Origin of the sequence: Ancylobacter sp. TS-1 (assembly GCF_009223885.1) — a bacterium.
Taxonomy (GTDB): Bacteria; Pseudomonadota; Alphaproteobacteria; order Rhizobiales; family Xanthobacteraceae; genus Ancylobacter.
This window is the reverse complement of record NZ_CP045144.1, coordinates 1,512,764-1,536,439: the sequence shown is the minus strand read 5'-3', so window position 1 is coordinate 1,536,439 and position 23,676 is coordinate 1,512,764. Positions and strand designations below refer to the sequence as shown.

The following is a 23,676-nucleotide window of genomic DNA, read 5'->3' as shown; positions in this document are numbered from 1 at the left end:
TTTTTCAGTTGCTCCTCGAGGGGGAGGGTGTCACTCGCCGCGCCACTGCGGGGGGCGCTTGGCGAGAAAGGCGTCGACGCCTTCGCGGAAATCGGCGCTGCCATAGGTCCTGCGCACCAGATCCGCGTCGGGCGCGTGCGGGTCGTGGGCGAGGCGGCGCAGCATCTCCTTGGTGACGGCGAGCGTGATCGGCGCGTGCGAGACGAGGCGGGTCGTGATGTCCGCGAGGCGGGCAGCGAGTTCTTCGGGCGGCACGATGGTGACGTAGCCCGCCGGCAGTTCCTCGGCCTTCGGCGTCTCGGCCAGCAGCAGCATGCGCTTGACGACGCTGGCGCCCAGCGTGGCGACGAGGCGCTGTACGTTGGAGGCGGAGAGGCAGTTGCCGAGCGTGCGGGCGATCGGCACGCCGAAGCGCGCGCCGGGCGTGGCGAGGCGGAAGTCGCAGGCATTGGCGAGCGCCATGCCGCCGCCGACCGCCCAGCCTTCCACCACCGCGATGGTGGGGATGGCGAGGTTTTCCAGCCGGCTCACATAGTGCTCGACCTTCTCCTCATAGGCGATGCCGTCCTGGCCCGAGGAAAAGGCCCGGAACTGCTCGATATCCGTCCCGGCCACGAAGGCCTTGCCGCCGGCGCCGCGCAGCACGGCGACGCGGATCGAGGGATCGGCGGCGATGCGCGCGCAGGCCCCGGCGAGCTCCTCATACATCCGCCAGGTCATGGCGTTGCGGGCCGAGGGGCGGTCGAAGACGAGATGGGCGACCGCGCCCTCCACGGTGAAGCGAACCGTGCCCTGGTCCGCCTCCGGCTTCAGATCGGCGGCAGTGGCGGCGACGTTCATGGCGCAAAGGCTCCGCGCGCGGTGAGTTCCTCGACGGCGGCCTTGTCGAGGCCGATCTCCTTCAGCACTTCCTCGGTGTGCTGGCCGAGCAGCGGCGGGTGCAGGCGCACCTGCTGCGGCGTGCCGGTCAGCTTCACCGGGAAGCCGATGTTCGAGACCTTGCCCTCGTTCGGGTGGACGATCTCCATGCGCATCTGGCGGTGGCGGCCGTGCTCGCTCTCGAAGGCTTCGGGATAGGTGTACATGGTGCCGGCCGGGATGCCGACGGCGAGCAGCGCCTCCACCCATTCGTCGGAGGTGCGGGTGACGAAGCTCTTCTCCAGCTCCTCGATCAGCACTTCGCGGTTGGCGAGGCGGTCCGGGTTGGTCTTGAACCGCGGATCGTCGACAAGGTCGGCACGATCCAGCGTCTCGCAGAGCTGCAGCCAGAGCTTCTGGTTGGTGGCGCCCATGACGAAATAGCCGTCCTTGGACTTCACCGCCTGATAGGGCGCGCTCATGCGGTTGGCGGTGCCGAGCGGGATCGGCTGGGTGCCGCGACCCCAATATTCGGAGATGTCCCACACCGAGAAGGCCAGCGCCGCCTCGAACAGCGAGGCGTCGATATACTGGCCCTCGCCGGTGGCCTTGGCACCGATATAGGCGGCGAGCGCGGCATAGGTGGCGAACAGGCCGCAGCCGATGTCGGCGACCGGCACGCCCGCCTTGACCGGCGGACCGCCGGGATGGCCGGTGACGCTCATCACGCCGGACATGGCCTGCGCCATCAGGTCGAAGCCCGGGCGGCCGGCCCAGGGGCCGGACTGGCCGAAGCCGGAAATGGACGCGTAGACGAGGCGCGGATTGTACTGGCGCACGGTCTCATAGTCGCATTTCAGCTTCTTCATCACGCCGGGCCGGTAGTTCTCGACCAGGATGTCGGCGCTCTTCACCAGCTCGTAGAACAGCTCGCGGCCGGCCTCGCTCTTGAGGTTCACGGCCACCGACCGCTTGTTGCGGTTCATGTTGAGGAAGCCCATCGAGTCGGGGCCCTTCATCTTGAAGCCCATGGCGCCGCGGGTCTGGTCGCCGGTGCCCGGGGGCTCGATCTTGATGACGTCGGCGCCGAGGTCGCCGAGCAGCATGCAGCTATAGGGACCGGCCATCACCTGGCTGACGTCGAGCACGCGCACTCCGGCGAGGGGAAGCGGGCGGGCGGCCGTGGCCGTGTCGCCCTCGCGCTGCGGCGTGGCGGGCGTCTCCCGCGCATGGTCAAGAACGTCGCTCATCGGTTTCGACCCTTTCAGAATTCCGGGCTTGGCCCGAATGCACAATCAATAATTACGTGTTTCACACCGCATCCCGCCGAAACGGGCGGCGCTCAGGCGGTCAGCGGGCTGCCGGCCTTGCGGCCGCGCGCCGGAGTGCGGTCCTCGGCCGGCGCAGCCGGCGCCTCCATGCCGGTGCGCTGGATGAAGGCGCGGGCGATGCCGGAGGTGGTGCCCATCACGTGGACTTCCAGCAGGTTCCCGAGGCGGGGCCCGTCGCGCGCTTCCAGCGCCTCGATCATGGCCTTGTGCTCGATCACCGCCGCCGCCCAGTGCTCGCGGCTCTTGCGCACCACGAAGCGGCAGGCATGGATGCGGGTGAGGATCTGCTGGTAGAACGCCGAGAGCGTCGCATTGCCGGTGATCTCGAAGAAGGATTCGTGGATCAGCCGGTTATGGCGCAGGTACTCGGCCTCCTCGCCCTTCTCGAAATGCTCCATCATCCGGTCGTGCAGGGCGCGCACGCGGGCGATCTCGACGTCGCTGGCGCGGGTGCAGGCGAGGATGCCGGCGAGCCGTTCCAGCGAGGCCATGATCGGGAAAAGCTCCTCGATCTGTTCTTCGGTGATGCGGGCGACGATGGCGCCGCGATGCGGCAGGATCTGCAGCACGCCCTCGGCGGCGAGCACCTTCAGCGCCTCGCGGATCGGCGTGCGGGAGACGCCGAAGCGCTCGCAGAGCTGTTCCTCCGGCACCTTCTCGCCGGGCCGCAATTCGCCCTGCAGGATCATTTCCCGCAGGGGCGCCACGAGCGATTCGTGGAGAGAGTGTCGGACGATCGGAGCGGACGGCATTCGTTGTTTCCTTGGCGGCTTCTGCGAGCCTGGACGTTTCCTGTCCGAAGGATAGCCGGGAAACACCGGCGCCGGGAAGACGATCACGCCGACCTCCCCTGCGCCCCGGCATCTCCCGCTCCGGCGCGGCCGAAGAATCCGCCCTTGAAGACGGCGGAGATCAGCGGCAGGCACAGCAGAAAGATGCCGAGCCCCATCATGGTGGCGACGAGCGGATTGGCGAAGAAGATCGCCGGCGAACCGTCCGAGGTCAGCATGGCCTGCCGGAACGCATCCTCCGCCTTGTCGCCGAGCACCATGGCGAGCACGAAGGGCGCGAGCGGGTAGTCGAGCTTCTTGAACACGTAGCCGACGATGCCGAAGCCCAGCGCCAGCCAGATGTCGAAGACGTGGTTGGCAACTGTATAAGCGCCAATGACGCAGACGATGGTGATGATCGGCCCGACCACGGTGAAGGGCGCGCGCAGGATGACGGCGAACAGCGGCACCGTCGCCAGCACCAGCACGACGGCGATGAGGTTGCCCATATACATGGAGGCGATGAGGCCCCAGACGAAATCCGGGCGGGTGGAGAACAGCATCGGCCCGGGCGAAAGACCCCAGATCATCAGCCCGCCCATCATCACCGCCGCGGTAGCGGAGCCGGGAATGCCGAGCGCCAGCATGGGCAGCAGGGCGCAGGAGCCGGCCGAATGGTCGGCGGTCTCGGGCGCGACGATGCCTTCCGGCTCGCCCCGGCCGAAGTTCTTGCCGCGCTTCGAGAAACGCCGGCCCAGCGCGTAGCTCATGAAGGAGGCGGCGGTCGGCCCGCCGGGGGTGATGCCCATCCAGCAGCCGATCAGCGCGCTGCGCACCAGCGTGACCCAGTAGCGCGGCACTTCGGCGACGGTGCGGGCGATGGTGCGGATGTCGAGCTTGGCGCGCACGCCCTCGAATTTCAGCCCTTCCTCCATGGTCAGCAGCAGTTCGCCGAGGCCGAACAGGCCGATGACCGCGATGAGGAAGGAGATGCCGCCGATCAGCTCGTCGAACTCGAAGGTCAGGCGGCTCTCGCCGGAGATGGTGTCGATGCCGACGGTCGCGACGGCGAAGCCGAGCATCATCGACACCAGCGTCTTGAAGGGCGAGCCGCCGGCCATGCCGATGAAGCTGGCGAAGGCCATGAAATAGACGGCGAAATACTCGGCCGCGCCGAAGCGCATGGCGAAATTGGCGACCCAGCTCGACAGCAGCGTGATGACGATGACGCCGGTGAGCGCGCCGATGCCGGCCGAGGTGAAGGCGAGGGTGAGCGCGCGTACCGCCTGGCCCTGCTTGGCCATCGGGTAGCCGTCGAAGGTGGTGGCGACGGAGGAGGGCTCACCGGGGATGTTGAACAGGATCGAGGTGGTCGAGCCGCCGAACAGCGCGCCCCAGTACATCGAGGTCAGCAGGATGATCGCCGAGATCGGGTCCATGGTGAAGGTCAGCGGCAGCAGCAGCGACACGCCATTGGGTGCGCCGAGGCCCGGCAGCACGCCGACGACGAGGCCGAGCAGGACGCCCACCACCATGATCATCACGTGATGGGCGGTGAGGGCGACGGCGAAGCCGTCCATCAACTGACCGAAATTACCCATGGCCGCGTGCGCTCCCTTGCTCTTTTTCTTCTTCGTTTTTCAGTAGATGCCGAAATATTCGAGGATCGGGCCCTTCAGCAGCGGGACCATGAAGATCTTCTCGAAGATGACGAAATTGACCGCGACCACCACAGCGGCGGTGAACAGCGAGGCCGGGTTGCGGAAGCCGGCGGAGACCCGCATGGCGTAGAAAATGTAGAGCGCCATGCCGATGTAGAGGCCGAGCCAGGCGGAGACGAGCGTCAGCGCCACGATCGGCAGGAAGAAGGCGAGGACGGTGCGCAGGCGCTCCCCGTCGATGAAGACATCGGACACCGTGGCGCGGCGCAGCACGGTCTGGCCGATGGTGACGAGGCTGCCGAAGATGATGAGGCAGCCGATGTAGAACGGGAAATAGCCCGGCTCCGGGCCGCCGTCGTTCCAGGTGATGCCGTTGAGCGTCGCGCCGTAGCACACGACGCCGCCGGCGGCGGCGGTCGCGCAGGCGGTCGCGATCTCCATGGTGTTGCGCGAGATGTCCATGACGTCGCTCCGGGCCGGCGCCGGTGGCGCCCGCTTCAGGTCGTGGTTTGGGTTCGGGGGTGAGGGGGCGGCGCGCCGCCCCCTCGGCCGTCGGCCGCAGCTCGGGCTACTGCGCGGCCTTCAGCCAGCCATTGGTCTTGTAGATCTCGGCGTAGGTCGCCTCGTGCTTGGCGATGAAGTCCTTGAAGGCGTCGCCGGTCAGCATGCGCGGGATCTGCGCGCCGCGTTCCTCATAGCCCTTGAACTCCGGGGTGCCGACGACCTTGGTCAGCAGCTCGACATAATAGGCCAGCGCCTCCGGCGGGATGTCCGCCGCCGCCCACACGGTGCGGGGTTGGGCGAAGGTCTTCACGTCGATGCCGGCTTCCACGCAGGTCGGGACGTCGTTCCACGACTTGCCGTCGGCGATGACGGTCTTGTCGGCGAGGCGCTCGCTCTCGAACACGCAGAGCGGCTTCTGCACGCCGGCCTTCCACTGCTCGACGCTCTCGCTCGGGTTGTTGACGTTGGCGGTGATGTGGCCGCCCGCGACCTGGATCGCCGCCTCGCTGCCCGACTTGTAGGGGATGTAGGTGAGGTCGGTGCCGGTGGCGCGCTCGATGAGGGTCATCAGCGTCTCGTCGGCTTCCTTGGCCTTGGCACCGCCGAGCTTGATCTGGCCGGGGTTTTCCTTCGCCTTGGCGATGAAGCCCTTCACGTCCTCGATGCCCGAGGTCTTGGGGTTCACCCACAGGATGAAGGGGTCGAACACCAGCGCCGCGACCGGGGTAAGGTCCTTGAGGCTGTAGGAAAGCTTGTTGGCGAGCGGCAGGACATAGGCGTCCTGGGTGCCGAAATAGAGCTTGTAGGGGTCGCCCTTGTTCGACTTGGCGTAGATGAAGGTCTCCGCGCCCGAGCCGCCGGACTTGTTGGCGACGATGATCGGCGTGGTCAGCAACTCGTTCTTGCTCAGCGCGGACTGGACCACGCGGGCGAAGGTGTCGGTGCCGCCGCCGGGACCGGCCGCCGCCACGAACTCGACCGGGCGGTTCGGCTGCCAGTCGGCAAGAGCGGCGCCGGGAAGGGCCACCGTGAGCGTGAGCGCAAACGCAGTAAGGGCATAGTTGGGCACGAACGTCCTCCCTAGTGAGAATTCTTGAGCGGGCGGGAAACGTTCCCAGCCTCGCGGTTGGCGGCACGCTAACGCATCAATCATTTCACATCAATAATTATAGATGCGATTTTGATGACGCGATGCAAGCGCGTCATCCGCCTGTGGGGAAGCCGATTTCGATCTCCTGAAGAGCTAATAGAATTAATGGGTTGCGACGTGGGATAGCTGGTGCCCGCACGCACCGGCGGTCGCGCTGGGCACGGGCGGAGCTCTCACGAACCCGTCCGGCGCACCGGCGCGAGGGGCGTTTCGCCGGCGATGGCGCTGTCGAAGCGGGCCTGGGCCTGGGCGATCTGCGACAGGTGCGCCTGTGCCCATTGCCCAAGCGCCATCACCGGCTCGCGCAACGAATGGCCGAGCGGTGTCAGCTCGTAATCCACGCGCGGGGGGATGGTGGGATAGACGGTGCGCGAGACGAGGCCGTCGCGCTCCAGCCCGCGCAGGGTGAGGGTGAGCATGCGCTGCGAGATGCCGTCGATCATGCGCTTGATCTCGTTGAAGCGGCGCGGGCCGTCGGCCAGCATCATGACGATCAGCACGCTCCATTTGTCGCCGATGCGGGCCAGAACACGGCTGACGCCACGGCAGCTTTCGTTCTGGAAATGTTGATGTTCCTCAGTCACTTCCGTGTGCCTCGGTATGAGAATTGTGCGTTCTTGCGGCATATGGGGGCAGGCACCTAATTAGTCCAGGTCACAATTCGTAACCGTGGCAATGAAGGTTCCCCCATGTCAAATGCGACGCTCCTCCATCTCGATTCCTCCATCCTCGGCGGCCATTCGGTCAGCCGTCAGGTCAGCGCCGCCATCGTTGCGCGCCTGACGCAGGCCGACCCGGCGCTGAGGGTGGTCTATCGCGACCTCGCGGCCGATCCGCTGCCGCACGCCACGCCGGCCAGCATGCCGGCCGACCATCCGCTGTCGGGCGGCAAGGGTGACGTCGCCAGCCAGCAGGCGCTCGACGCCTTCCTTGCCGCCGACATCGTGGTGATCGGCGCGCCCATGTACAATTTCTCGGTGCCGACGCAGCTTCGCGCCTGGGTCGACCGCATCCTCGTGCCGGGCAAGACCTTCGCCTATGGCGCCAACGGCGCGGTGTCGGGGCTGGCCGGCAACAAGCGGGTGATCGTGGCGCTGGCGCGTGGGGGGAACTATGCCGATCCCGGCTTCGCCGCCGCTGCCGAGCATGCGGAGACTTATCTGCGCTGGGTGTTCGGCTTCATCGGCATCGCGCCGGAATTCATCGTCGCTGACGGCATCGCGGCGGGCCAGCGCGAGGCGGCGCTGGAAGGGGCGCTGAAGAGCGCGGGTGAACTGAAGGCGGCGTGAGGGGTATTCATGGAGCGTCATCCCGGACGGCCGGAGGCCGATCCGGGATCGCATCGGAGACGGTGAGCGATCCCGGCTCTGCGCTGCGCTTCGGCCGGGATGACGTTCTGTCTGAACGCGGCCCACCTACTCGGCGGCGCGGACGTCCGGCGGGTCGAGCGATTCGTGCACCATCGCCGCCTTGTGCCGCAGGTGCAGCTTGAGGATGGCGCCGAGCCGCGCGCCGTCGCGGGCCCTGAGCGCGGCCATCATCTCCTCATGATCGTCCACCGCCTCGCGCCAGCGGTCGCTGGACTTCTGGGCGATGAAGCGCACCGCGTGGATGCGCACCATGAGGGTCTGGTAGAGCTGCGCCAGCGCGTGGTTGCCGGCGATGTCGAAGAATTTCTCGTGGATGGCCCGGTTGAGCCTGAGATAGGCGGCCGGGTCGCCGGCCCGGTAATACACCAGCATCTCGTCATGCATGGCCTGGACGGCGGCGACGTCGGCGTCGGTGGCACGGGCGCAGGCAGTCTCGCCCGCCACCGCCTCAAGCGCCCCCATGATCGGGAACAACTCGTCCACCTCTTCGGGCGAGACGCGCGCCACGCTCGCCCCGCGATTGGGCGAGAGAATCAGCAGGCCCTCATTGGCGAGAACCTTCAGCGCCTCGCGCAGCGGGGTGCGCGAGACGCCGAAGCGCTGGCACAGCGCCTGTTCGGAGATCTTGTCGCCGGCCTTGAGATCGCCGCGCATGAGCATGTCGCGCAGCTGCGCGGCCAGCTCGTCGTGCAGGCTGCGTCGCGGAATAATGGCCGTATCCGACATCGCCATGCGGCGGGTCTCCCGGAGGCCGCGCGCGAGGCGCGGCATGAAAGGTCACAAGGACCCCTAAATTGACCCGGCCGGCGGATTTCGCAAGCCGGCCGGGCCGATCCGCTCACGCGGCGGCGCGTATCGGGTTCGAGGCGCAGTCGGCGAGGTAGTCCATCGCGGCCTGCGTGCCGCCCTTGCGGTGCGGGACGCCGGCGACCGACAGGCCCATCTCGACGCCGGCGAGGGCGCCCAGAATGGTCAGGTCGTTGGTGTCGCCGAGATGGCCGATGCGGAACACCCGGCCCGACAGCTTGGTGAGGCCGGTGCCGAGCGACATGTCGAAATGGTTCAGCGTCTTCTCGCGGAAGGCGTCGGCGTCATGGCCTTCCGGCATCAGCACGGCGGTGAGCGAGGACGAATAGTACTTCGGGTCGCGGCAGAGCACTTCCAGGCCCCAGGCGCGCACGGCGCGGCGGGTCGCCTCGGCGTGGCGGTCGTGGCGGGCGAAGACGTTGTCGAGCCCTTCCTCGTGCAGCATGTCGATGGCTTCGGCGAGGCCGTAGAGCAGGTTGGTGCCGGGCGTGTAGGGGAAGAAGCCCTTCTCGTTATGGGGCAGCATCTCCTCCCACGACCAGAACAGCTTGGGCATGGAGGACTTCTTCGCCGCCGCCAGCGCCTTGTCGGAGATGGCGTTGAAGGACAGGCCCGGCGGCAGCATCAGGCCCTTCTGCGAGCCGGAAACGGTGACGTCGACGCCCCATTCGTCGTGGCGGTAGTCGATCGAGGCCAGCGAGGAGATGGTGTCGACGAGCAGCAGCGCGGGATGGCCGGCATTGTCGATCGCCTTGCGCACCTCGGCGATGCGCGAGATGCAGCCGGTCGAGGTCTCGTTATGGACCACGCAGACCGCCTTGAACTCGTGGTTCTTGTCCTCGCGCAGCCGCGCCTCGATGGCGTCGGCATCGGCGCCGATGCGCCAGTCGGAGGCGATGAACTCGGGATGCAGGCCGAGCTTGATGGCCATGTTCTTCCACAGCGTGGCGAAATGGCCGGTTTCGAACATCAGCACCTTGTCGCCGGGCGAGAGCACGTTGGCGAGCGCGGCTTCCCACGCGCCGGTGCCGGAGGCCGGGTAGATGATGACCGGGCTGGCGGTCTTGAAGACGCTCTTCATGCCTTCCAGAACGCGCTTGCCGAGCTTCTGGAACTCGGGGCCGCGGTGGTCGATGGTCGGCATGTCCATCGCGCGCAGGATGCGGTCGGGCACCGGGGTGGGACCCGGAATCTGCAGGAAATGACGACCCGCGACCCGGGCGGCATTACTGGACATCTGTGTTCTCTCCCTTGGTCGGCGCCGGTTGACGCGCGCGCCTTTGATCGACGGCAAGGCCGGGGATACGCGCTCCCGGCGCGTTCCATCTTGCATAAATGAATTATGAATGCAAAATGCGGTCAAGTCCATGGGGGCCGCTCGCGGTCCCGCACAGATGGGCGCATGGGAGTGAGAGCATCATGGCGGCACGGCTGACGCCCGGACTGGAGCGGCGTCTGAAGGCGGAAGTCTCGGGAGATGTGTGGTTCGACCGCTTCAATCGCGGCCGCTACGCCACGGACGCCTCGTTCTACCAGATCATGCCGCTCGGCGTTGTCGTGCCGCGTACCGCCGAGGAGGCCGAACGCGCCATCGCGCTCGCCCGCGTGGAGGGCATCCCGGTCACGCCGCGCGGTGGCGGCACCTCGCAATGCGGCCAGACCATCAACGATTCGCTCGTCATCGACGGCTCCAAGCACCTCAACCGCATTCTGGAACTCGACGTCGAGGGCCGGCGCTGCGTGGTCGAGCCGGGCATCGTGCTCGACGACCTGAACCGGGCGCTGAAGAAGCACGGGCTCTGGTACCCGGTCGACGTGTCGACCGCCTCGCGCGCCACCATCGGCGGCATGGCCGGCAACAATAGCTGTGGCGGGCGCTCGCTGCGCTACGGCACGATGCGCGACAATGTGCTGTCCATCGACGCCATGCTGGCCGACGGCACCAAGGCGCATTTCGGCCAGGTGGACCACAACCTTTCCGGCCTGCCCCTCGATTCGCCACTGGCCCCGCTCGCCCGCGACCTGCTCGACCTCGGCGCCCGCGAGGCCGGTGAGGTGGCCGCACGATTCCCCAGCGTCCAGCGCCGCGTCGGCGGCTACAATCTCGATGCGCTGGTGCCCAATGAGCGGGGTTATAACCTCGCCCATATCCTCGTCGGCTCGGAGGGCACGCTCGCCTATTCCACCCGCATCGAGCTGAAGCTCTGGCCGCTGATCGGCAAGAAGGTGGTCGGCGCCTGCCATTTCGGCAGCTTCTATCAGGCGATGGATGCCGCCCAGCATCTGGTGAAGCTCAAGCCCATTGCCGTCGAGCTGGTGGATTCGACGCTGCTGGCGCTGGCGAGCGAGATTCCGATGTTCCAGGCGACGCTGCGCCAGTTCGTGCGCGGCACGCCGGAGGCGATCCTCCTCGTCGAGTTCGCCGAGGACGAGGCGGAGAACGAGCGCCGGCTGAAGCTTCTTGAAGACACGATGGGCGATCTCGGCTTCGGCTGGGACCGCGAGGGCGCGCGGTGGGGCGGCGTCGTCGCCGTGCGCGAGGCGGGCTTGCAGGCCGCCATTGCCGATGTGCGCACCTCCGGCCTCAACATCATGATGTCGATGAAGCAGGCGGGCAAACCCGTCTCCTTCGTCGAGGACTGCGCCGTGCCGCTGCCGCACCTCGCCGACTACACGGCGCGGCTGACGGAAGTGTTCGAGAAGAACGGCACGCGCGGCACCTGGTACGCGCACGCCTCCGAAGGGTGCCTGCATGTGCGCCCGGTGCTGAACCTGCGCCTTGAGAAGGACGTGAAGGCGATGCGCGCCATCGCCGAGGAAGCCTTCGCCATGGTGCGTGAGTACAAGGGCTCGCATTCCGGCGAGCATGGCGACGGCATCGTGCGCTCGGAGTTCCACGAGCCGATGTTCGGCTCGCGCCTCGTGCGCGCCTTCGAGGAGGTGAAGGACCGCTTCGATCCGAATGGGCTCTACAATCCCGGCAAGATCGTGCGCGCCCCCAAATTCGACGACCGCAGCCTGTTCCGCTACGCGCCGGACTACAAGGTGGAGCCGATCCGGGCGGCGCTCGACTGGACCGGCTATTCCGGCGAGGGCGGCGGCCTGCAGGGCGCCATCGAGATGTGCAACAACAACGGCGCCTGCCGCAAGGCGGTGGGCGGCGTCATGTGCCCGAGCTATCGCGTCACCCGCGACGAGAAGGATGTGACGCGCGGGCGGGCAAATACGCTGCGCCTCGCCATTTCCGGCCGGCTCGGCCCCGATGCGCTCGCCTCCGACGAGATGATGGAGACGCTGAAGCTGTGCGTCTCCTGCAAGGGCTGCCGGCGCGAATGCCCCACCGGCGTCGACATGGCCAAGATGAAGATCGAGGCGCTGGCGGCGCGGGCGAAGGCGAAGGGCATCACCCTGCACCAGCGGCTCGTCGCCTACATGCCGCGCTATGCCTGCCTCGCGGCGAGGGTGCCGTGGCTGCTGAACCTGCGCGACAGCCTGCCGGGCGCGGCCAAGTTCTCCGAGATCGTGGCGCAGTTCTCCGCCCGCCGCACCCTGCCGCGCTGGCGCGCCGATGCCTTCCGCGAGGATGACGTCGCCTTCGGTCCGGCGGACGGGCGCGAGGTGGTGCTGTTCGCCGACACCTTCAACCGCTGGTTCGAGAAGGAGAACGTGGTCGCCGCGCTCGACGTGCTCACCTCGGCCGGCTACCGCGTGCACATGCCGCGTCCGGTGGATGGGAGCCGGCGGGCATTGTGCTGCGGGCGCACCTTCCTGTCCGCCGGCCTCGTCGACGAGGCGAGGGCCGAGGCGCGCCGCGTGGTGGAGACCTACGCCCCCTTCGTCGCGCGCGGCGTGCCGGTGGTGGGGCTGGAGCCGAGCTGTTTGCTCGCCTTCCGCGACGAGCTGCCCTCCATGCTGCCGGGGGAGGGGACGCAGAAGCTCTCCGCCCATGCGCTGCTGATCGAGGAATTCATCGCCCGCGAGATCGACGCCGGGCGCTTCGACCTGCCGCTGGCGCCGGTCGCCGAGAAGGCGCTGCTGCACGGCCACTGCCACCAGAAGTCCTTCGGCGCCATGGGCGCGGTGGAGAAGGCGCTGCGCCTCGTGCCGGGGCTGCATGTCGAGACGGTCGAATCGAGCTGCTGCGGCATGGCGGGGGCCTTCGGCTACCACGCCGAGACCATCGACACCTCGCTGGCCATGGCGGAACTCTCGCTGCTGCCAGCGGTGCGCAAGGCCGAGCCCGGCACGCTGGTGGTCGCCGACGGCACCTCCTGCCGTCACCAGATCCATGACGGCGCCGACCGCGACGCCATCCATGTCGTGCAGGTGCTGGCACGCAGCGCGGCGGCCGCCCGCAGCCGCCAGCCGGCGCGCCGGCTGGAAGCGGCAGAATAGGGGACGGCGCTTCCCCGTTTATCGCTGCGGATATTCAGGCGCTCGAGCTTGCCGGCTCGGGCGCCTTTGTCTTTTAACGGTGCCGTATTGCGCCCGGCGGCGCCGGCAAAGAAAAGCCTCCCCGGCCGGGGCCGAGGAGGCGGGAGTTGCGCGGATGGTCGGGCCGGTCAGTTCACCGGCATGGCGCCGATCGAGGGGTCGCCATAGAACCACTGGGTCGGCGCCAGCGCGAACCACGGCACATAGGTGCAGATCATCAGCACCATCAGCAGCACGAACAGGAAGCCGACATTGGCCTTGGTCGTCTGCCAGATGTCCGATTTGGCGATCGAGCAGGCGGCGATGAGCACCGAGGCCACGGGCGGGGTCTGCTGGCCGATGGCGAGGTTCAGCGTCAGCACCAGTCCGAAATGCACCGGGTCGATGCCCACCTGCTGGATCAGGGGCAGGACGATCGGAACGGTGAGGATGATCGCCGCCGCCGAATGCAGGAACATGCCCAGGATGAGGAAGAGCACGTTCAGCAGCAGCAGGACGAGGTAGGGGTTGGTCGTCAGCTCGGCGATGGAGCTGGCGAGAGCCTGCGGCACCCGGCTTTCGGTCAGGAACACGCCGACCAGCGCCGAGGAGGCGACCAGCAGCATGACCACCGCCGTCTGCAGCGCGCCGTCGACGAGCGCCCGGTAAAGGGCCCTGAAGTCGAGCTCGCGATAGACGATGACCGAGATGAATAGCGCCGCGCACACGGCCACGGCCGCGCCTTCGGTGGCGGTGACGAAGCCGCCGAAGATGCCGCCGAGGATGACGACCGGCAGCATGAGCGCCCACAGGGCCTCACGGAAGGCCGTCACCAGCCGGCTCCAGGCGAAGCGCTGTTCGACGGGGAAGTCGTTCTTCACCGCGTAGTACCAGCTCGCCAGCGCCAGTCCCGCGCCGCCCAGCAGGCCGGGAAGCAGGCCGGAGATGAACATCTTCACCACCGAGACCTGCGCCATGACCGCGTAGAGGATCATGGGGATGGACGGCGGCAGGATGATCGCCAGGCTCGCCGAAGAGGAGGAGATCGCCGCGGCGAATTCCTTGCTGTAGCCGCGGCTCTTCATGGCCGGGATCAGCAGCGAGCCGAGCGCGGCGACGCCGGCGACCGCCGAGCCGGAAATCTCGGCGAAGAACATCGAGGAGCCGATCGTCACCATGGCGAGGCCGCCGCGCACGAAGCCGAGCATGGCGGAGGCGAGGTTGATCAGCCGCCGCGAGATCGACGACGAGTTCATGATGCCGCCAGCGAGGATGAAGAGCGGGATCGCCAGCAGCGGGAAGTTGGTGGCGCCCTCGAACATGACCAGCGCCACGTTCGGCAGCATGTCGGCGCCCTGCGTCGCCCAGATGGCGATCACCGCCACCATGCCGAGAGCCACGGCGATCGGCACGTTCAGCAGCACCATGCCGAACAGGCCGATGAACATAAGACCCATCGTGCTGCTCATCGGACGTTGCCTCCCGCGGCAGGAGCCGATTCATGGACGGTTTCCAGCGCTTCCTTCAGCTCGTGGTCCTCGAAGCCGGCCCCCCGCGCGGCGGCGAGAACCTCGGGGAAGCGTATCAGCTCGGCGATGATGAACAGCACCGCCGTGATCGGGATGACCGACTGGGTGACGACCAGCGACACGTTCGGCAGCGAGACCAGCGTGCTGCCCTGGAGGATGTCGAGCACCTCAAGGCCGGTGACGGTGAGGATGACGAAGAACGCCAGCACGATGATTTCCGCGACGATGGTGCTGGCGACGCGCAGCGACGGCGGGAAAGCGTTCACAATGCCCGGAAAGCCGATATGAGCGCCGCGCAGGGCCGCCAGGGCGCTGCCGTAATAGGTCAGCCAGCACAGGCCGATCGAGGCAATCTCGTCGTACCAGACCAGCGAAAGATCGATGGCGCGAAAAACGAAGCCGAGCACGATGATGCCGGTCAGGGCCGCCATCAGCGCGGCAGCGATGACTTCCAAGATCCGGTCGTAGGATCTTCTGATTGCGAGCATGTTCCTGTTCCACGGGCGCGGCCGATCGGCCGCGCGTTCTGATGGGGCGGGAGGGGGGCGTTCGGGAATGTTCCGGCCGGCGTTCCGCGAGGATGGCCGGCCGGAACGGGCTCAGGAGCCCTTGCCGAGGGCGAGGGAGTCGTCGACCAGCTTCTGGCCGCCAGGGACTTCCTTCGCGAACTCCTCATAGACCGGCTTGGATGCGGCGATGAAGGCGGCCTTGTCGACCTCGTTCACCTGCATGCCCGCTTCCTTGAGCTTGCCGAGAAGCTCGCCGTCGAGCCGGGCGGCGATCTCAAGAGCCACCGGCTCCATCTCGATGGCGGTCTCGGTCAGCGCCTTCTGAACGTCGGGCGGCAGCTTCGACCAGCTGCGGCCGGCGGTGAGATAGGCCGGCGTGTAGACATGGCCGGTCATCGACAGGTACTTCTGCACTTCCTGGAAGCGCGAGGGGTAGATCTGGGCGAGCGGGTTCTCCTGCCCGTCCATCACGCCGGTCTGCAGGGCGACGAAGACTTCGGAGAGCGCCATCGGGCTCGGCGTTGCGCCATAGGCCTGGAACATGCGCACGCGCCACACGCCCTGCGGGACGCGCAGCTTGATGCCCTTGAGGTCTTCCGGCTTGTTGATCGGACGCGTGTTGTTGGTGACGTGGCGGATGCCGTTCTCCCAGACCGCGATGATCTCGTAGCCCTTGTCCTTGGCGATCGGCACCAGCACCGGCTTGATGACGGCTTCCCGGATCTTGGCCGCATGATCGCGGTCCTTGACCAGATAGGGCATTTCGAACACGCCGAATTCCGGCGCGACCGTGGTCATCACGGTCGAGGGGAGGGCGAGATCGACGGTGCCGAGCTTGAGCTTCTTGAGCAGTTCGGTGTCGCCGCCGAGCTGGCTGGAGCCGTAGACGACGACCTTGCCCTTGTCGCCCAGCTTGGCATTGGCGCGCTTGGCGAATTCCTGCGAGGTCTGGTCGAACAGCGAGCCAGGCTCGCCGACATGGCCGAGCTTGACCTCGACGGGTTCGGCGACTGCGGTAGCGGCTAGCAACAGAGTGCCGGCGAATGCCGACACGATTCGCGTGAAGCGGATCATGGCATGCTCCTTTGGGTTTCCTGTCGACCGGTTTTCCGGTGCTTTCTGGCTTGGCGCGGCGTTGCCGTGAACGACGCCATACGAGTGACGCCGATCCTAGACCAACCGAACTATGAATTATGAATGCAAAAATTCCCGAAGAAGGCAAGGCGAGACTTGACGTTGCCGTACCGAAAGGCTCATTCGGCCTCAGCAAGAGCCAGCCCAGCCAGGGAGCGAACATGCCTAGCCTGACCCTGAATGCCGCCCAGACGATCCTGTCCACCGCCCTCGACGTCATCCGCAAGGGCAACTTCAAGCCGATGGCCGTCGTGGTGCTCGACGCGCGCGGGGCGGTGAAGGTATCCGCCGCCGAGGACGGCACCAGCCTGAAGCGCTTCGAGGTCGCCCACGGCAAGGCCTATGGCGCGCTCTCGCTCGGCATGGGCTCGCGCTCGATCTTCAAGCGGGCGAAGGAGCAGGCCTTCTTCGTCACCTCGGTGACGGACGTGGTCGGCGGCGCGCTGGTGCCGGTGCCCGGCGGCGTGCTGATCCGCGACGAGTCCGGCGAGATCGTCGGCGCGGTCGGCATCTCCGGCGACACGTCCGAGAATGACGAGGCGGCAGCGATTGCCGGCATCGAGGCGGCCGGGCTCAAGGCCGATCCCGGCGCCGACTGACGGCGCGGCTCCGTCGCGGAGCCCCTCCATTACCGATCACAAGGGCGCGCGGCGGGAACGCCGGGCGCCCTTCGTGCGTTTGCGCTCAGGACCGTTGCGCCCGCCGGGCGGGATGCGCGTGCGGCAAGCTGAACGAAAGCGACAGTCGTCGTTCAGTCGCCATTCATCCCGGCACCGCTACGACATGTCCAGCGCATCGTATTTCGGAGGATATCCGTGATGAAAAAGTTCAATATCGCCCTCGCCGCGGCCGCAACTCTGCTCACATCCAGCGTCGTTCCGGCAATGTCCGCTCCGTGGAGCCCGCAGGGACTGAGCAATCAGGGCTCGCAGGTGGAGCAGGTGCGTTATCGTCGTGGACCTTATTACGGTGGTGGCCGAAATTACTATCGCGGCTACCGCGGTTACAACTATTACCGGCCCGGCTATCGTCAATATAATGGCTGGTGGTATCCCGCCGGGGCCTTCGCGGCCGGCGCGATCATCGGCGGTGCCATCGGCGCCATGGCCAACCAGCCGACCTATGCCGCACCGCCGGCCTATGCAGGCGGTGGCGGCGCCCATGTGCAGTGGTGCGCCAGCCAGTACCGTTCCTACCGGGCCTATGACAACACCTTCCAGCCCTATAACGGGCCGCGCCAGCAGTGCGTCTCGCCCTACTAAGCGACGACGCGCATTTCATCCGACGACGCAAAGCCCGGCCTCGCAGCCGGGCTTTTTGCATGTCGGGCGGCGAGGTCGGGCACCCTGGCCCGCCCACCCCTACGGCGCCGGCAATGCGGGATACAGGGCCGGGCTGCGGTCATGTTCCGCACGGAGTGCAGGGCGCGATGGGCTTCGAAGCCCGGAGCCCACATGGCGTCAGAATATACGTATTTAATTCAAAATTTGAATGATATTTCAGTCTATTTCTATCTATGTCAATCTAGAAGCGTTGTAATATCGGTTTGAATCTAGGGCTGGCTGAGTCTTTTTGAGTCATGGCGCTTACATATGGCACCGATTTCAGCGATTTTGCCTAACGCATGATGCTGTAGACTCTCTGTGTCGGTAAAATGAACTGGACGTTTGAACGGTGCTGCGGTTTATTCATGCCCGCATAATCACTATCTTGCGTTGCATGCGGCATATTTAGGGGGCGTGCGGGATGCCTTTTGGCGTCGGGGGGCGGCACGAAAGTCGCAATTTCGTCAATTGCTTGAACGGCTCGACCGCTCTGGTGCAGATCGCGTCCCTGCCGGCCGGGCGCAGGTCGAGCCCGATGCCCGATTCGGGGCGGGGCAGGGATCTGCGTATCGGCAAGGCGGGTGCCTTTGCCGGTGCGCTCGCGACGGTCCTCGCCGCGGCGGTCGCTGTGCCGCCCGCCGCCGATGCCGAGACTCTGAACGGCTCCGGCCAGGCCGGTTTCGATACCCTCATCCCGCAGGCGACACAGCCCGGGGACAACGACACCGTCGATATCGCCATCGGTTCGACCGCCGGCAATGTCGTCATCGGCTCCGGTCTTGCCCTTCCAGGCGCGGCGACCGGCATACAGCTCAATTTCCTTGCGGACCCCGGCACGCCGGCAGGCGATGCGAACGTGAACGTCGAGAACGGCGCCCATTTCGTCATCGGCTCGGGCGCGGCCGTCGACTTCGTCGGCAATGGTCGTTTCAACATCGGCCGCGGCGCCGGTGCCGAGGGCTCGGTCGGCATGACCGGCGGCACGCTGTCGCTCGGCAAGGAGAACGGCTACTCGGCGCTCAACATCGGCTATACGGGCAGTGGCAGCTTCACCCAGTCCGGCGGGGCGGTGGATCTCGACGGCAGCGCCTTTCAGGTGGGCGTGGTCGGCGGAACCGGCACCTATAACCTCAATGGCGGCAGCTTTTTCCTGACGCCCGCTTCGACGGTCTATCTCGGCGAGGGCGTCGGCGGCGTCGGCACACTCAATGTCACCGGCAACGCGCAGTTCACGACGACCGATGTCGTGTCGGGCGGCGGCACACAGATGTTCGTCGGCGTCGATGGGGGCACGGGCAAGATCGTGCAGGACGGGGCCGGTTCGCTCGTGTCGATAGACACTGGCAGCAATGCCTTCTGGTTCGGCTGGGGCACCGGCGGGCAGGGCACTTACGACCTGCGGGCCGGCACGTTCAATGTCGATGGGACGACCGGGGTCACCTTCGGCCGCGATGCGGGCACGTCCGGCACCTTCCTCCAGAGCGGGGGCACCTTCTCCTCCACAGGCCAGGTCATCATCGGCGCTGGCGGCACGGGCTCCTACACCCTGTCGGGCGGCACCTCGACGATGAACGGTGGCCTGCGTATCGCCAGCGGCGCCGGGACCGGCCAGGTGGTGCAGTCCGGCGGCGCCGCGACGGTGATCGGCGGCATCACCTATGGCTCCGGCATTGGCAGCTATGAGCTTAATGGCGGCACCTTCACCGTCGACGGCATCACGGGCGGGAACGTCAATTCGACCTTCAGCTTCGGCGGCGGCACTCTGATCGCTTCCCAGAGCTTCACCACCTCATCGGCTTTCGCCACCAGCTTCGACGCCGCCTCGACCATCCAGGTCGACGGCACCGACGTGCTGAGCTGGAACAGCGTCATCTCCGGTACGGGCGGGCTCACCAAGACCGGCACCGGCACGCTGAGCCTCGGCGGCGACAACAGCACCTATGGTGGTGACGTCGCCATCGCGGGCGGCACGCTTGCGCTGACCAACAAGAACGGCATCGGCATCGGCAACGACGTCACCGCAGGGGCCGGCACCGTCTTCGACCTGACCGCCCTCGACGCCGGCAATCCCGGTACGGGCGCGGGAATCGTCCAGATCGGGGCGCTCTCCGGTGGCGGCGAGGTGAAGCTCGGCGACAGCTTCCTCGTGTCCTCCGTCGGCGCGGGCCAGAGCGCGGCCTTTTCCGGCACGATCACGTCGGACGGCTGGGCCTACGATTCGCTCTACGGGCGCTTCTACAAGGCGGGTGCGGGAGATCTGCTGATCAACGGCTCGACGATGGAGCGGGGCGAGGCGACCATCATCGAAGGCTCGATGACGCAGAGCGCGGGCACGACGAACTGGTCCAACATCAATGTCGGCGGCGACGGCGGGACCGGCCTGCTCACCGTGTCCGGCGGCACGCTCACCCTGAATGTCGGCCTGCGAGTCGGCGATTTCGGCGGCACCGGCACGGTCAACCAGACCGGCGGCACGGTGCAGCTGGAGCAGAGCTGCGACGACGACGACAGCTGCGCTTCGCTCAATATCGGCAATCAGGGCGGCACCGGCATCTACAACATCAGCGGCGGCTCGCTGCTGCTGGGGGGCGGCAGCCACTCCATCGGCCGCAATGCCGGCAGCCGGCCGACCAGCAGCGGCACCCTGAACATCAGCGGCACCGGCCTCGTGCAGCTCTCGCCCGACATCAGCGACGGCTATCTCGTCATCGGCGACCGCGATCCCGGCAGCCAGCCCAACAGCACGGGCGTCATCAACCAGACCGGCGGCACGCTGCGCATCGCCGGCTCGCGCCTGTATCTCGGCGGCTACGGCTCGGGCACCTACAACCTCAATGGCGGCACGCTGGAGATCGGCGGGGCGAGCCTGCTCGGCCTCTATGGCGGCGGCGGCAACACCACCGGCTCCTACGACTTCAACCTGGGCGGCGGCGCCATCAAGGTGATCGGCAGCAGCCTGACCACCTCGGTCGACGCCGAGCTGACCGGGACGTCGATCTCCACGATCGACACCAACGGCTTCGACGCCACCTGGAACGGCACGCTCTCCGGCACGGGGTCGCTGCGCAAGAGCGGCGAGGGGCTGCTCGACCTGACGAAGCCGGAGAACAGCTACATCGGTGACACCTATTTCGCCGGCGGCAAGCTGCGCGCGGTCGACGGGGCACTCGGCGCCGGCGACATGATCTTCGAGGGCACCAGCAGCTTCGTCTTCGCCAGCACCTTCGGGCTGACCAACGATGTGACGCTGCAGTCCGGCGTCATCGGCGGCTTCGATGTCGGCGGCGGCCTGACGGGCACGCTGAGCGGGAATATCTCGGGTGCCGGCGGGCTCGCCAAGACCGGCCTGGGCACGCTGGTGCTCGACGGCACGGAGAACACCTATTCCGGCGCCACCCTCGTGCAGGAGGGCACGCTCGTCGTCGCCAGCGAGGGCGCGCTGTCCGACTTCACGCAGGTCAGCGTCACGACCGGCGCCTTCTTCGAGCTTCAGGGCGTGGAGCAGAGCGTCGACGGTCTCGAGGGTGACGGCAATGTCGTGCTCGGCGCGGGTTCGAGCCTGACCGTCGCCCCGACGGCGGGCGGCTCCGAGTTCAGCGGCGTGATTTCCGGCCCGGGCGGGCTGAACGTCTCGGGCTCCAGCTCGACGCCGGGGGCTCCGCCCAGCGTGCTCACGCTGAGCGGCATCAACGACTATTCCGGCCCGACCTCGGTCGACACGGCCAAGCTCGTCGTCAACGGCTCGATCGCCAATTCGGACGTCACGGTGGGGGAGGGCGGCACGCTGGGGGGCTCGGGCACCGTGAAGTCGGTGACGCTAACCCCCAACTCGACGCTTGCGCCGGGTAACTCGCCGGGGGTTCTTACCGTCGTTGAGGATGTGAACTTCGTCGCCGGCTCGGCCTATGAGGTGGAGTTCGACGGCTCCCTGTCCGACAAGGTTATCCTTCAGGAAGGCGACGCCTTCATCGCCGATGACGCCGAGCTCAGCCTGCTGATCCTGTCCCGCGCCAGCCTGCTCACGCCCTACACCATCATTGAAATCGCGGATGGCTCCTCGGGCACGGTGCAGGTCACGGGCGACGGGTTCGAGGTGACGTTAAACCGCCCGCTGCTCGAAGCGCTGATTTCCTATTCCAGCACGTCGGTGGACGTGACTTTCGAGGCCATCGACGCCCCGTGGTCGTCAATGATGCGCACCACCAACCAGGGGGCGACCGCCAATGCCGTCCAATCGCTGGGCTATGGCAATCCGCTCTTCGAGGAGGTCGCCTTCCTGAGCGACGTGCAGGTCGGCCCCACCGTGGACCTGCTGTCGGGCGAGATTGGCCCATCGGCCAAGAGCGTGCTGATCAATGACAGCCAGTTCCTGCGCAGCGCGGTGTTCGACCGGCTGGCCAGCGCCGACAGGCCGGAGGCGGCAAGCGGCATCGTGGTCGCTCCGCTGGCTTATGCCGCGCCCGCGCCGACGGCGGCGGCCTTTCCGGTGAAGGCCGAGCCTGCGGTTGCCGAAGCGCCCGTGAGCGCGATCTGGTCCCAGGCCTTCGGTTCCTGGGGCTCGACGGACGGCAACGGCAACGCCGCCTCCGTCAATCGCGACACGGGCGGATTTTTCATCGGCGCCGACACGCTGTTCGGCGACTGGCGCCTTGGCGTGCTTGGCGGCTACAGCCGGACGAGCTTCGACGTCAATGCGCGCTCTTCGACCGGCGACAGCGACAATTATCACGCGGCCCTCTATGCGGGAACGAACTGGGGGGCGGTGAACCTGCGCGCCGGCGCGGCCTATACCTGGAACGACGTGTCCACCTCGCGCTTCGCGCCGCTTCCGCTCCCCGGGACGCTGAATGCCGACTACGACGCCGGCACGGCGCAGGTGTTCGGCGAACTTGGCTACGGCATGAGTTTCGGCGCGGTGGATTTCGAGCCCTTTGTCGGCCTCGCCTATGTGAATCTCGGCACGGATGCCTTCGCCGAAACCGGCGGGCTGGCGGCGCTCTACAGCCCGAGTTCGACGATGGATGCCACCTACTCGACGCTGGGCCTGCGCGCGGCGTCGACGGTCAATTTCGGCCGGACAGTCGCGACGCTCAAAGGACTGCTGGGCTGGCGCCACGCCTTCGGGGACGTGGATTCGCTGTCGACCTACATGTTCGAGATGGGCAGCACGCCGTTCACCGTCGCGGGCGTGCCCATTGCCGAGGACTCGTTGCTGGTCGATGTCGGAATGAGCGTGGCGGTCAACGCTTTCGTGAATGTCGGCATCGCCTATAGCGGCGAGTTCGGCGACGGCTCGACCGACCAGAGCGTGCGCGGAAGCCTCGACTGGAAGTTCTGAGGCGTCGGGTTTCCCGCCACGGCGACGCAGCCGTCCGCGCAGCGTGGATCGAACGCGTCCGCGCGGGCTCGTGCCAGGCCGCGACCATTGCTCCGTGTCAACGCATCCTCGCCACAGGGAACACGGAATTGTTGCCCGCGCCGCGCCGGCGCGGCCAGCACCCGGCTGGACGGGCTTGCCTGCGGCAGGCCTTCGCGAATGGCCTCGCCGTCGAGCGATCAAGAATTTCCGTCGGATGTAGTGGTAGCGGGAGAGGGACTTGAACCCCCGACCCCAGGATTATGATTCCCGTGCTCTAACCAGCTGAGCTACCCCGCCACGACGCGCCGGCAGCGGGGCCGGAGCGCAGAGTGGCGCGATATAAGGAAGGGGGCCGGACGGTGTCAAGGCGGGAATGTCCCGCAAAGGGTCCACTCGGTACGACCGCCCCGGAGAAACGGCCTGGCGCAAGGCGTCCGGACGCATTCCGCGCCGCCTGTCTTCACCAGTGGGCGTCGGCAGGCGTCCCCTCCAGCACTTCGGCAATGCGCCGCCGGGTCGCCGGCGAAGTGTCCGGCGGCAGCGCGCCGGGGGCGAAGAAACCGATCTCGACGATCTCGCGATTGGGCACATTGGCGACGCCCCGCTCGAAGCGGTCGATCACATAGACCGCCACGTGGTCGCGTCCGCCCAGATGCCGGTTCAGCAGCAGCCCGTGCAGGCGCGGCGGCGCGGTGGGCGTGACGGCGGTCTCCTCGAAAAGCTCGCGCAGCACCGCCGCGTCGGCGCTCTCGCCGGGGTCCACCGCGCCGCCCGGCAGGTGCCAGCCGGGCACGTAGCTGTGGCGCAGCAGGAGGACGGCGCCGGCCTCGTCGATCACCACGGCGCGCACGCCGAGGGTGACGGAGCGGGTCAGCCGGCCCCAGCCATGGATGAGGCGCACCAGCAGCCGCCGCGACGCCGGCATCGGGGTGGGCAGGCTGCCGGGCTCGGCCCTC

18 protein-coding genes and 1 tRNA gene are annotated in these 23,676 nt (G+C 67.2%); 5 read left to right on the top strand and 14 right to left on the bottom strand.

Features of this window, described 5'->3' with window-relative positions:
• Window positions 1–30: 30 nt before the first annotated feature.
• From GBB76_RS07405 to GBB76_RS07375, 7 genes are all read right to left on the bottom strand, one after another.
• On the bottom strand, window positions 31–840 hold the full coding sequence (locus GBB76_RS07405) for an enoyl-CoA hydratase/isomerase family protein (RefSeq protein WP_152302711.1): 810 nt from the start codon (window positions 838–840) through the stop codon (window positions 31–33).
• Entirely contained in the window at window positions 837–2,108 is a 1,272-nt protein-coding gene (locus tag GBB76_RS07400; RefSeq protein ID WP_152302710.1) for a CaiB/BaiF CoA-transferase family protein, read from the bottom strand. Before GBB76_RS07400 ends, GBB76_RS07405 begins: the two co-directional genes overlap by 4 nt.
• 92 nt (window positions 2,109–2,200) lie before the next feature.
• A complete protein-coding gene (locus tag GBB76_RS07395) occupies window positions 2,201–2,941 on the bottom strand; it encodes a GntR family transcriptional regulator (RefSeq protein ID WP_152302709.1) in 741 nt (246 codons plus the stop codon).
• Window positions 2,942–3,024: 83 nt separating this feature from the next.
• Window positions 3,025–4,560: a tripartite tricarboxylate transporter permease gene (locus tag GBB76_RS07390; protein WP_152302708.1), complete on the bottom strand. Its 1,536-nt coding sequence runs from the start codon at window positions 4,558–4,560 to the stop codon at window positions 3,025–3,027.
• Window positions 4,561–4,599: 39 nt separating this feature from the next.
• Window positions 4,600–5,082, bottom strand: coding sequence for a tripartite tricarboxylate transporter TctB family protein (locus GBB76_RS07385; RefSeq protein WP_152302707.1), 483 nt, complete (start codon window positions 5,080–5,082; stop codon window positions 4,600–4,602).
• Between the two features lie 106 nt (window positions 5,083–5,188).
• Window positions 5,189–6,193 carry a tripartite tricarboxylate transporter substrate binding protein gene (locus GBB76_RS07380; RefSeq protein WP_246669070.1) on the bottom strand — a complete coding sequence of 335 codons (1,005 nt, stop codon included), beginning with the start codon at window positions 6,191–6,193 and terminating at the stop codon, window positions 5,189–5,191.
• A 254-nt stretch (window positions 6,194–6,447) separates the two neighbouring features.
• A complete protein-coding gene (locus GBB76_RS07375) occupies window positions 6,448–6,900 on the bottom strand; it encodes a helix-turn-helix domain-containing protein (RefSeq protein ID WP_152302705.1) in 453 nt (150 codons plus the stop codon).
• A gap of 63 nt (window positions 6,901–6,963) precedes the next feature.
• On the opposite strand from GBB76_RS07375, the gene GBB76_RS07370 reads away from it, so the two are divergent.
• Window positions 6,964–7,563 carry an FMN-dependent NADH-azoreductase gene (locus GBB76_RS07370; RefSeq protein WP_152302704.1) on the top strand — a complete coding sequence of 200 codons (600 nt, stop codon included), beginning with the start codon at window positions 6,964–6,966 and terminating at the stop codon, window positions 7,561–7,563.
• 126 nt (window positions 7,564–7,689) lie between these two features.
• On the opposite strand, the gene GBB76_RS07365 is transcribed toward GBB76_RS07370, so the two are convergent.
• Together GBB76_RS07365 and GBB76_RS07360 are read right to left on the bottom strand one after the other, a co-directional pair.
• The gene (locus GBB76_RS07365) at window positions 7,690–8,376 is read right to left on the bottom strand and encodes a GntR family transcriptional regulator (protein WP_152302703.1); all 687 of its coding nucleotides are present in this window, start codon (window positions 8,374–8,376) and stop codon (window positions 7,690–7,692) included.
• Window positions 8,377–8,482: 106 nt separating this feature from the next.
• Complete coding sequence (locus tag GBB76_RS07360) at window positions 8,483–9,688, bottom strand: alanine--glyoxylate aminotransferase family protein (protein ID WP_152302702.1); 1,206 nt, start codon at window positions 9,686–9,688, stop codon at window positions 8,483–8,485.
• A 182-nt stretch (window positions 9,689–9,870) separates the two neighbouring features.
• On the opposite strand from GBB76_RS07360, the gene GBB76_RS07355 reads away from it, so the two are divergent.
• Window positions 9,871–12,846: an FAD-binding and (Fe-S)-binding domain-containing protein gene (locus tag GBB76_RS07355; RefSeq protein ID WP_152302701.1), complete on the top strand. Its 2,976-nt coding sequence runs from the start codon at window positions 9,871–9,873 to the stop codon at window positions 12,844–12,846.
• 167 nt (window positions 12,847–13,013) lie between these two features.
• Here the strand turns inward: GBB76_RS07355 and GBB76_RS07350 are convergent, their stop codons facing one another.
• The 3 genes from GBB76_RS07350 to GBB76_RS07340 form a co-directional block, all read right to left on the bottom strand.
• Window positions 13,014–14,321 carry a TRAP transporter large permease gene (locus tag GBB76_RS07350; protein ID WP_152302700.1) on the bottom strand — a complete coding sequence of 436 codons (1,308 nt, stop codon included), beginning with the start codon at window positions 14,319–14,321 and terminating at the stop codon, window positions 13,014–13,016.
• An 8-nt stretch (window positions 14,322–14,329) separates the two neighbouring features.
• On the bottom strand, window positions 14,330–14,848 hold the full coding sequence (locus GBB76_RS07345) for a TRAP transporter small permease (RefSeq protein ID WP_246669068.1): 519 nt from the start codon (window positions 14,846–14,848) through the stop codon (window positions 14,330–14,332).
• Window positions 14,849–14,992: 144 nt separating this feature from the next.
• Entirely contained in the window at window positions 14,993–15,976 is a 984-nt protein-coding gene (locus GBB76_RS07340) for a TRAP transporter substrate-binding protein (protein ID WP_152302698.1), read from the bottom strand.
• A gap of 221 nt (window positions 15,977–16,197) precedes the next feature.
• On the opposite strand from GBB76_RS07340, the gene GBB76_RS07335 reads away from it, so the two are divergent.
• The 3 genes from GBB76_RS07335 (at window position 16,198) to GBB76_RS07325 (ending at window position 22,699) form a co-directional block, all read left to right on the top strand.
• Window positions 16,198–16,635, top strand: coding sequence for a heme-binding protein (locus GBB76_RS07335; protein WP_152302697.1), 438 nt, complete (start codon window positions 16,198–16,200; stop codon window positions 16,633–16,635).
• Window positions 16,636–16,854: 219 nt separating this feature from the next.
• Window positions 16,855–17,298, top strand: coding sequence for a BA14K family protein (locus tag GBB76_RS07330; RefSeq protein ID WP_152302696.1), 444 nt, complete (start codon window positions 16,855–16,857; stop codon window positions 17,296–17,298).
• 598 nt (window positions 17,299–17,896) lie between these two features.
• On the top strand, window positions 17,897–22,699 hold the full coding sequence (locus GBB76_RS07325) for an autotransporter domain-containing protein (RefSeq protein ID WP_162375516.1): 4,803 nt from the start codon (window positions 17,897–17,899) through the stop codon (window positions 22,697–22,699).
• 241 nt (window positions 22,700–22,940) lie between these two features.
• Here GBB76_RS07325 and GBB76_RS07320 read toward each other — a convergent pair.
• Together GBB76_RS07320 and GBB76_RS07315 are read right to left on the bottom strand one after the other, a co-directional pair.
• Window positions 22,941–23,017: transfer RNA gene (locus tag GBB76_RS07320), tRNA-Met, on the bottom strand.
• 163 nt (window positions 23,018–23,180) lie between these two features.
• Window positions 23,181–23,645 carry an NUDIX domain-containing protein gene (locus tag GBB76_RS07315; protein WP_152304782.1) on the bottom strand — a complete coding sequence of 155 codons (465 nt, stop codon included), beginning with the start codon at window positions 23,643–23,645 and terminating at the stop codon, window positions 23,181–23,183.
• Between the last annotated feature and the right edge of the window lie 31 nt (window positions 23,646–23,676).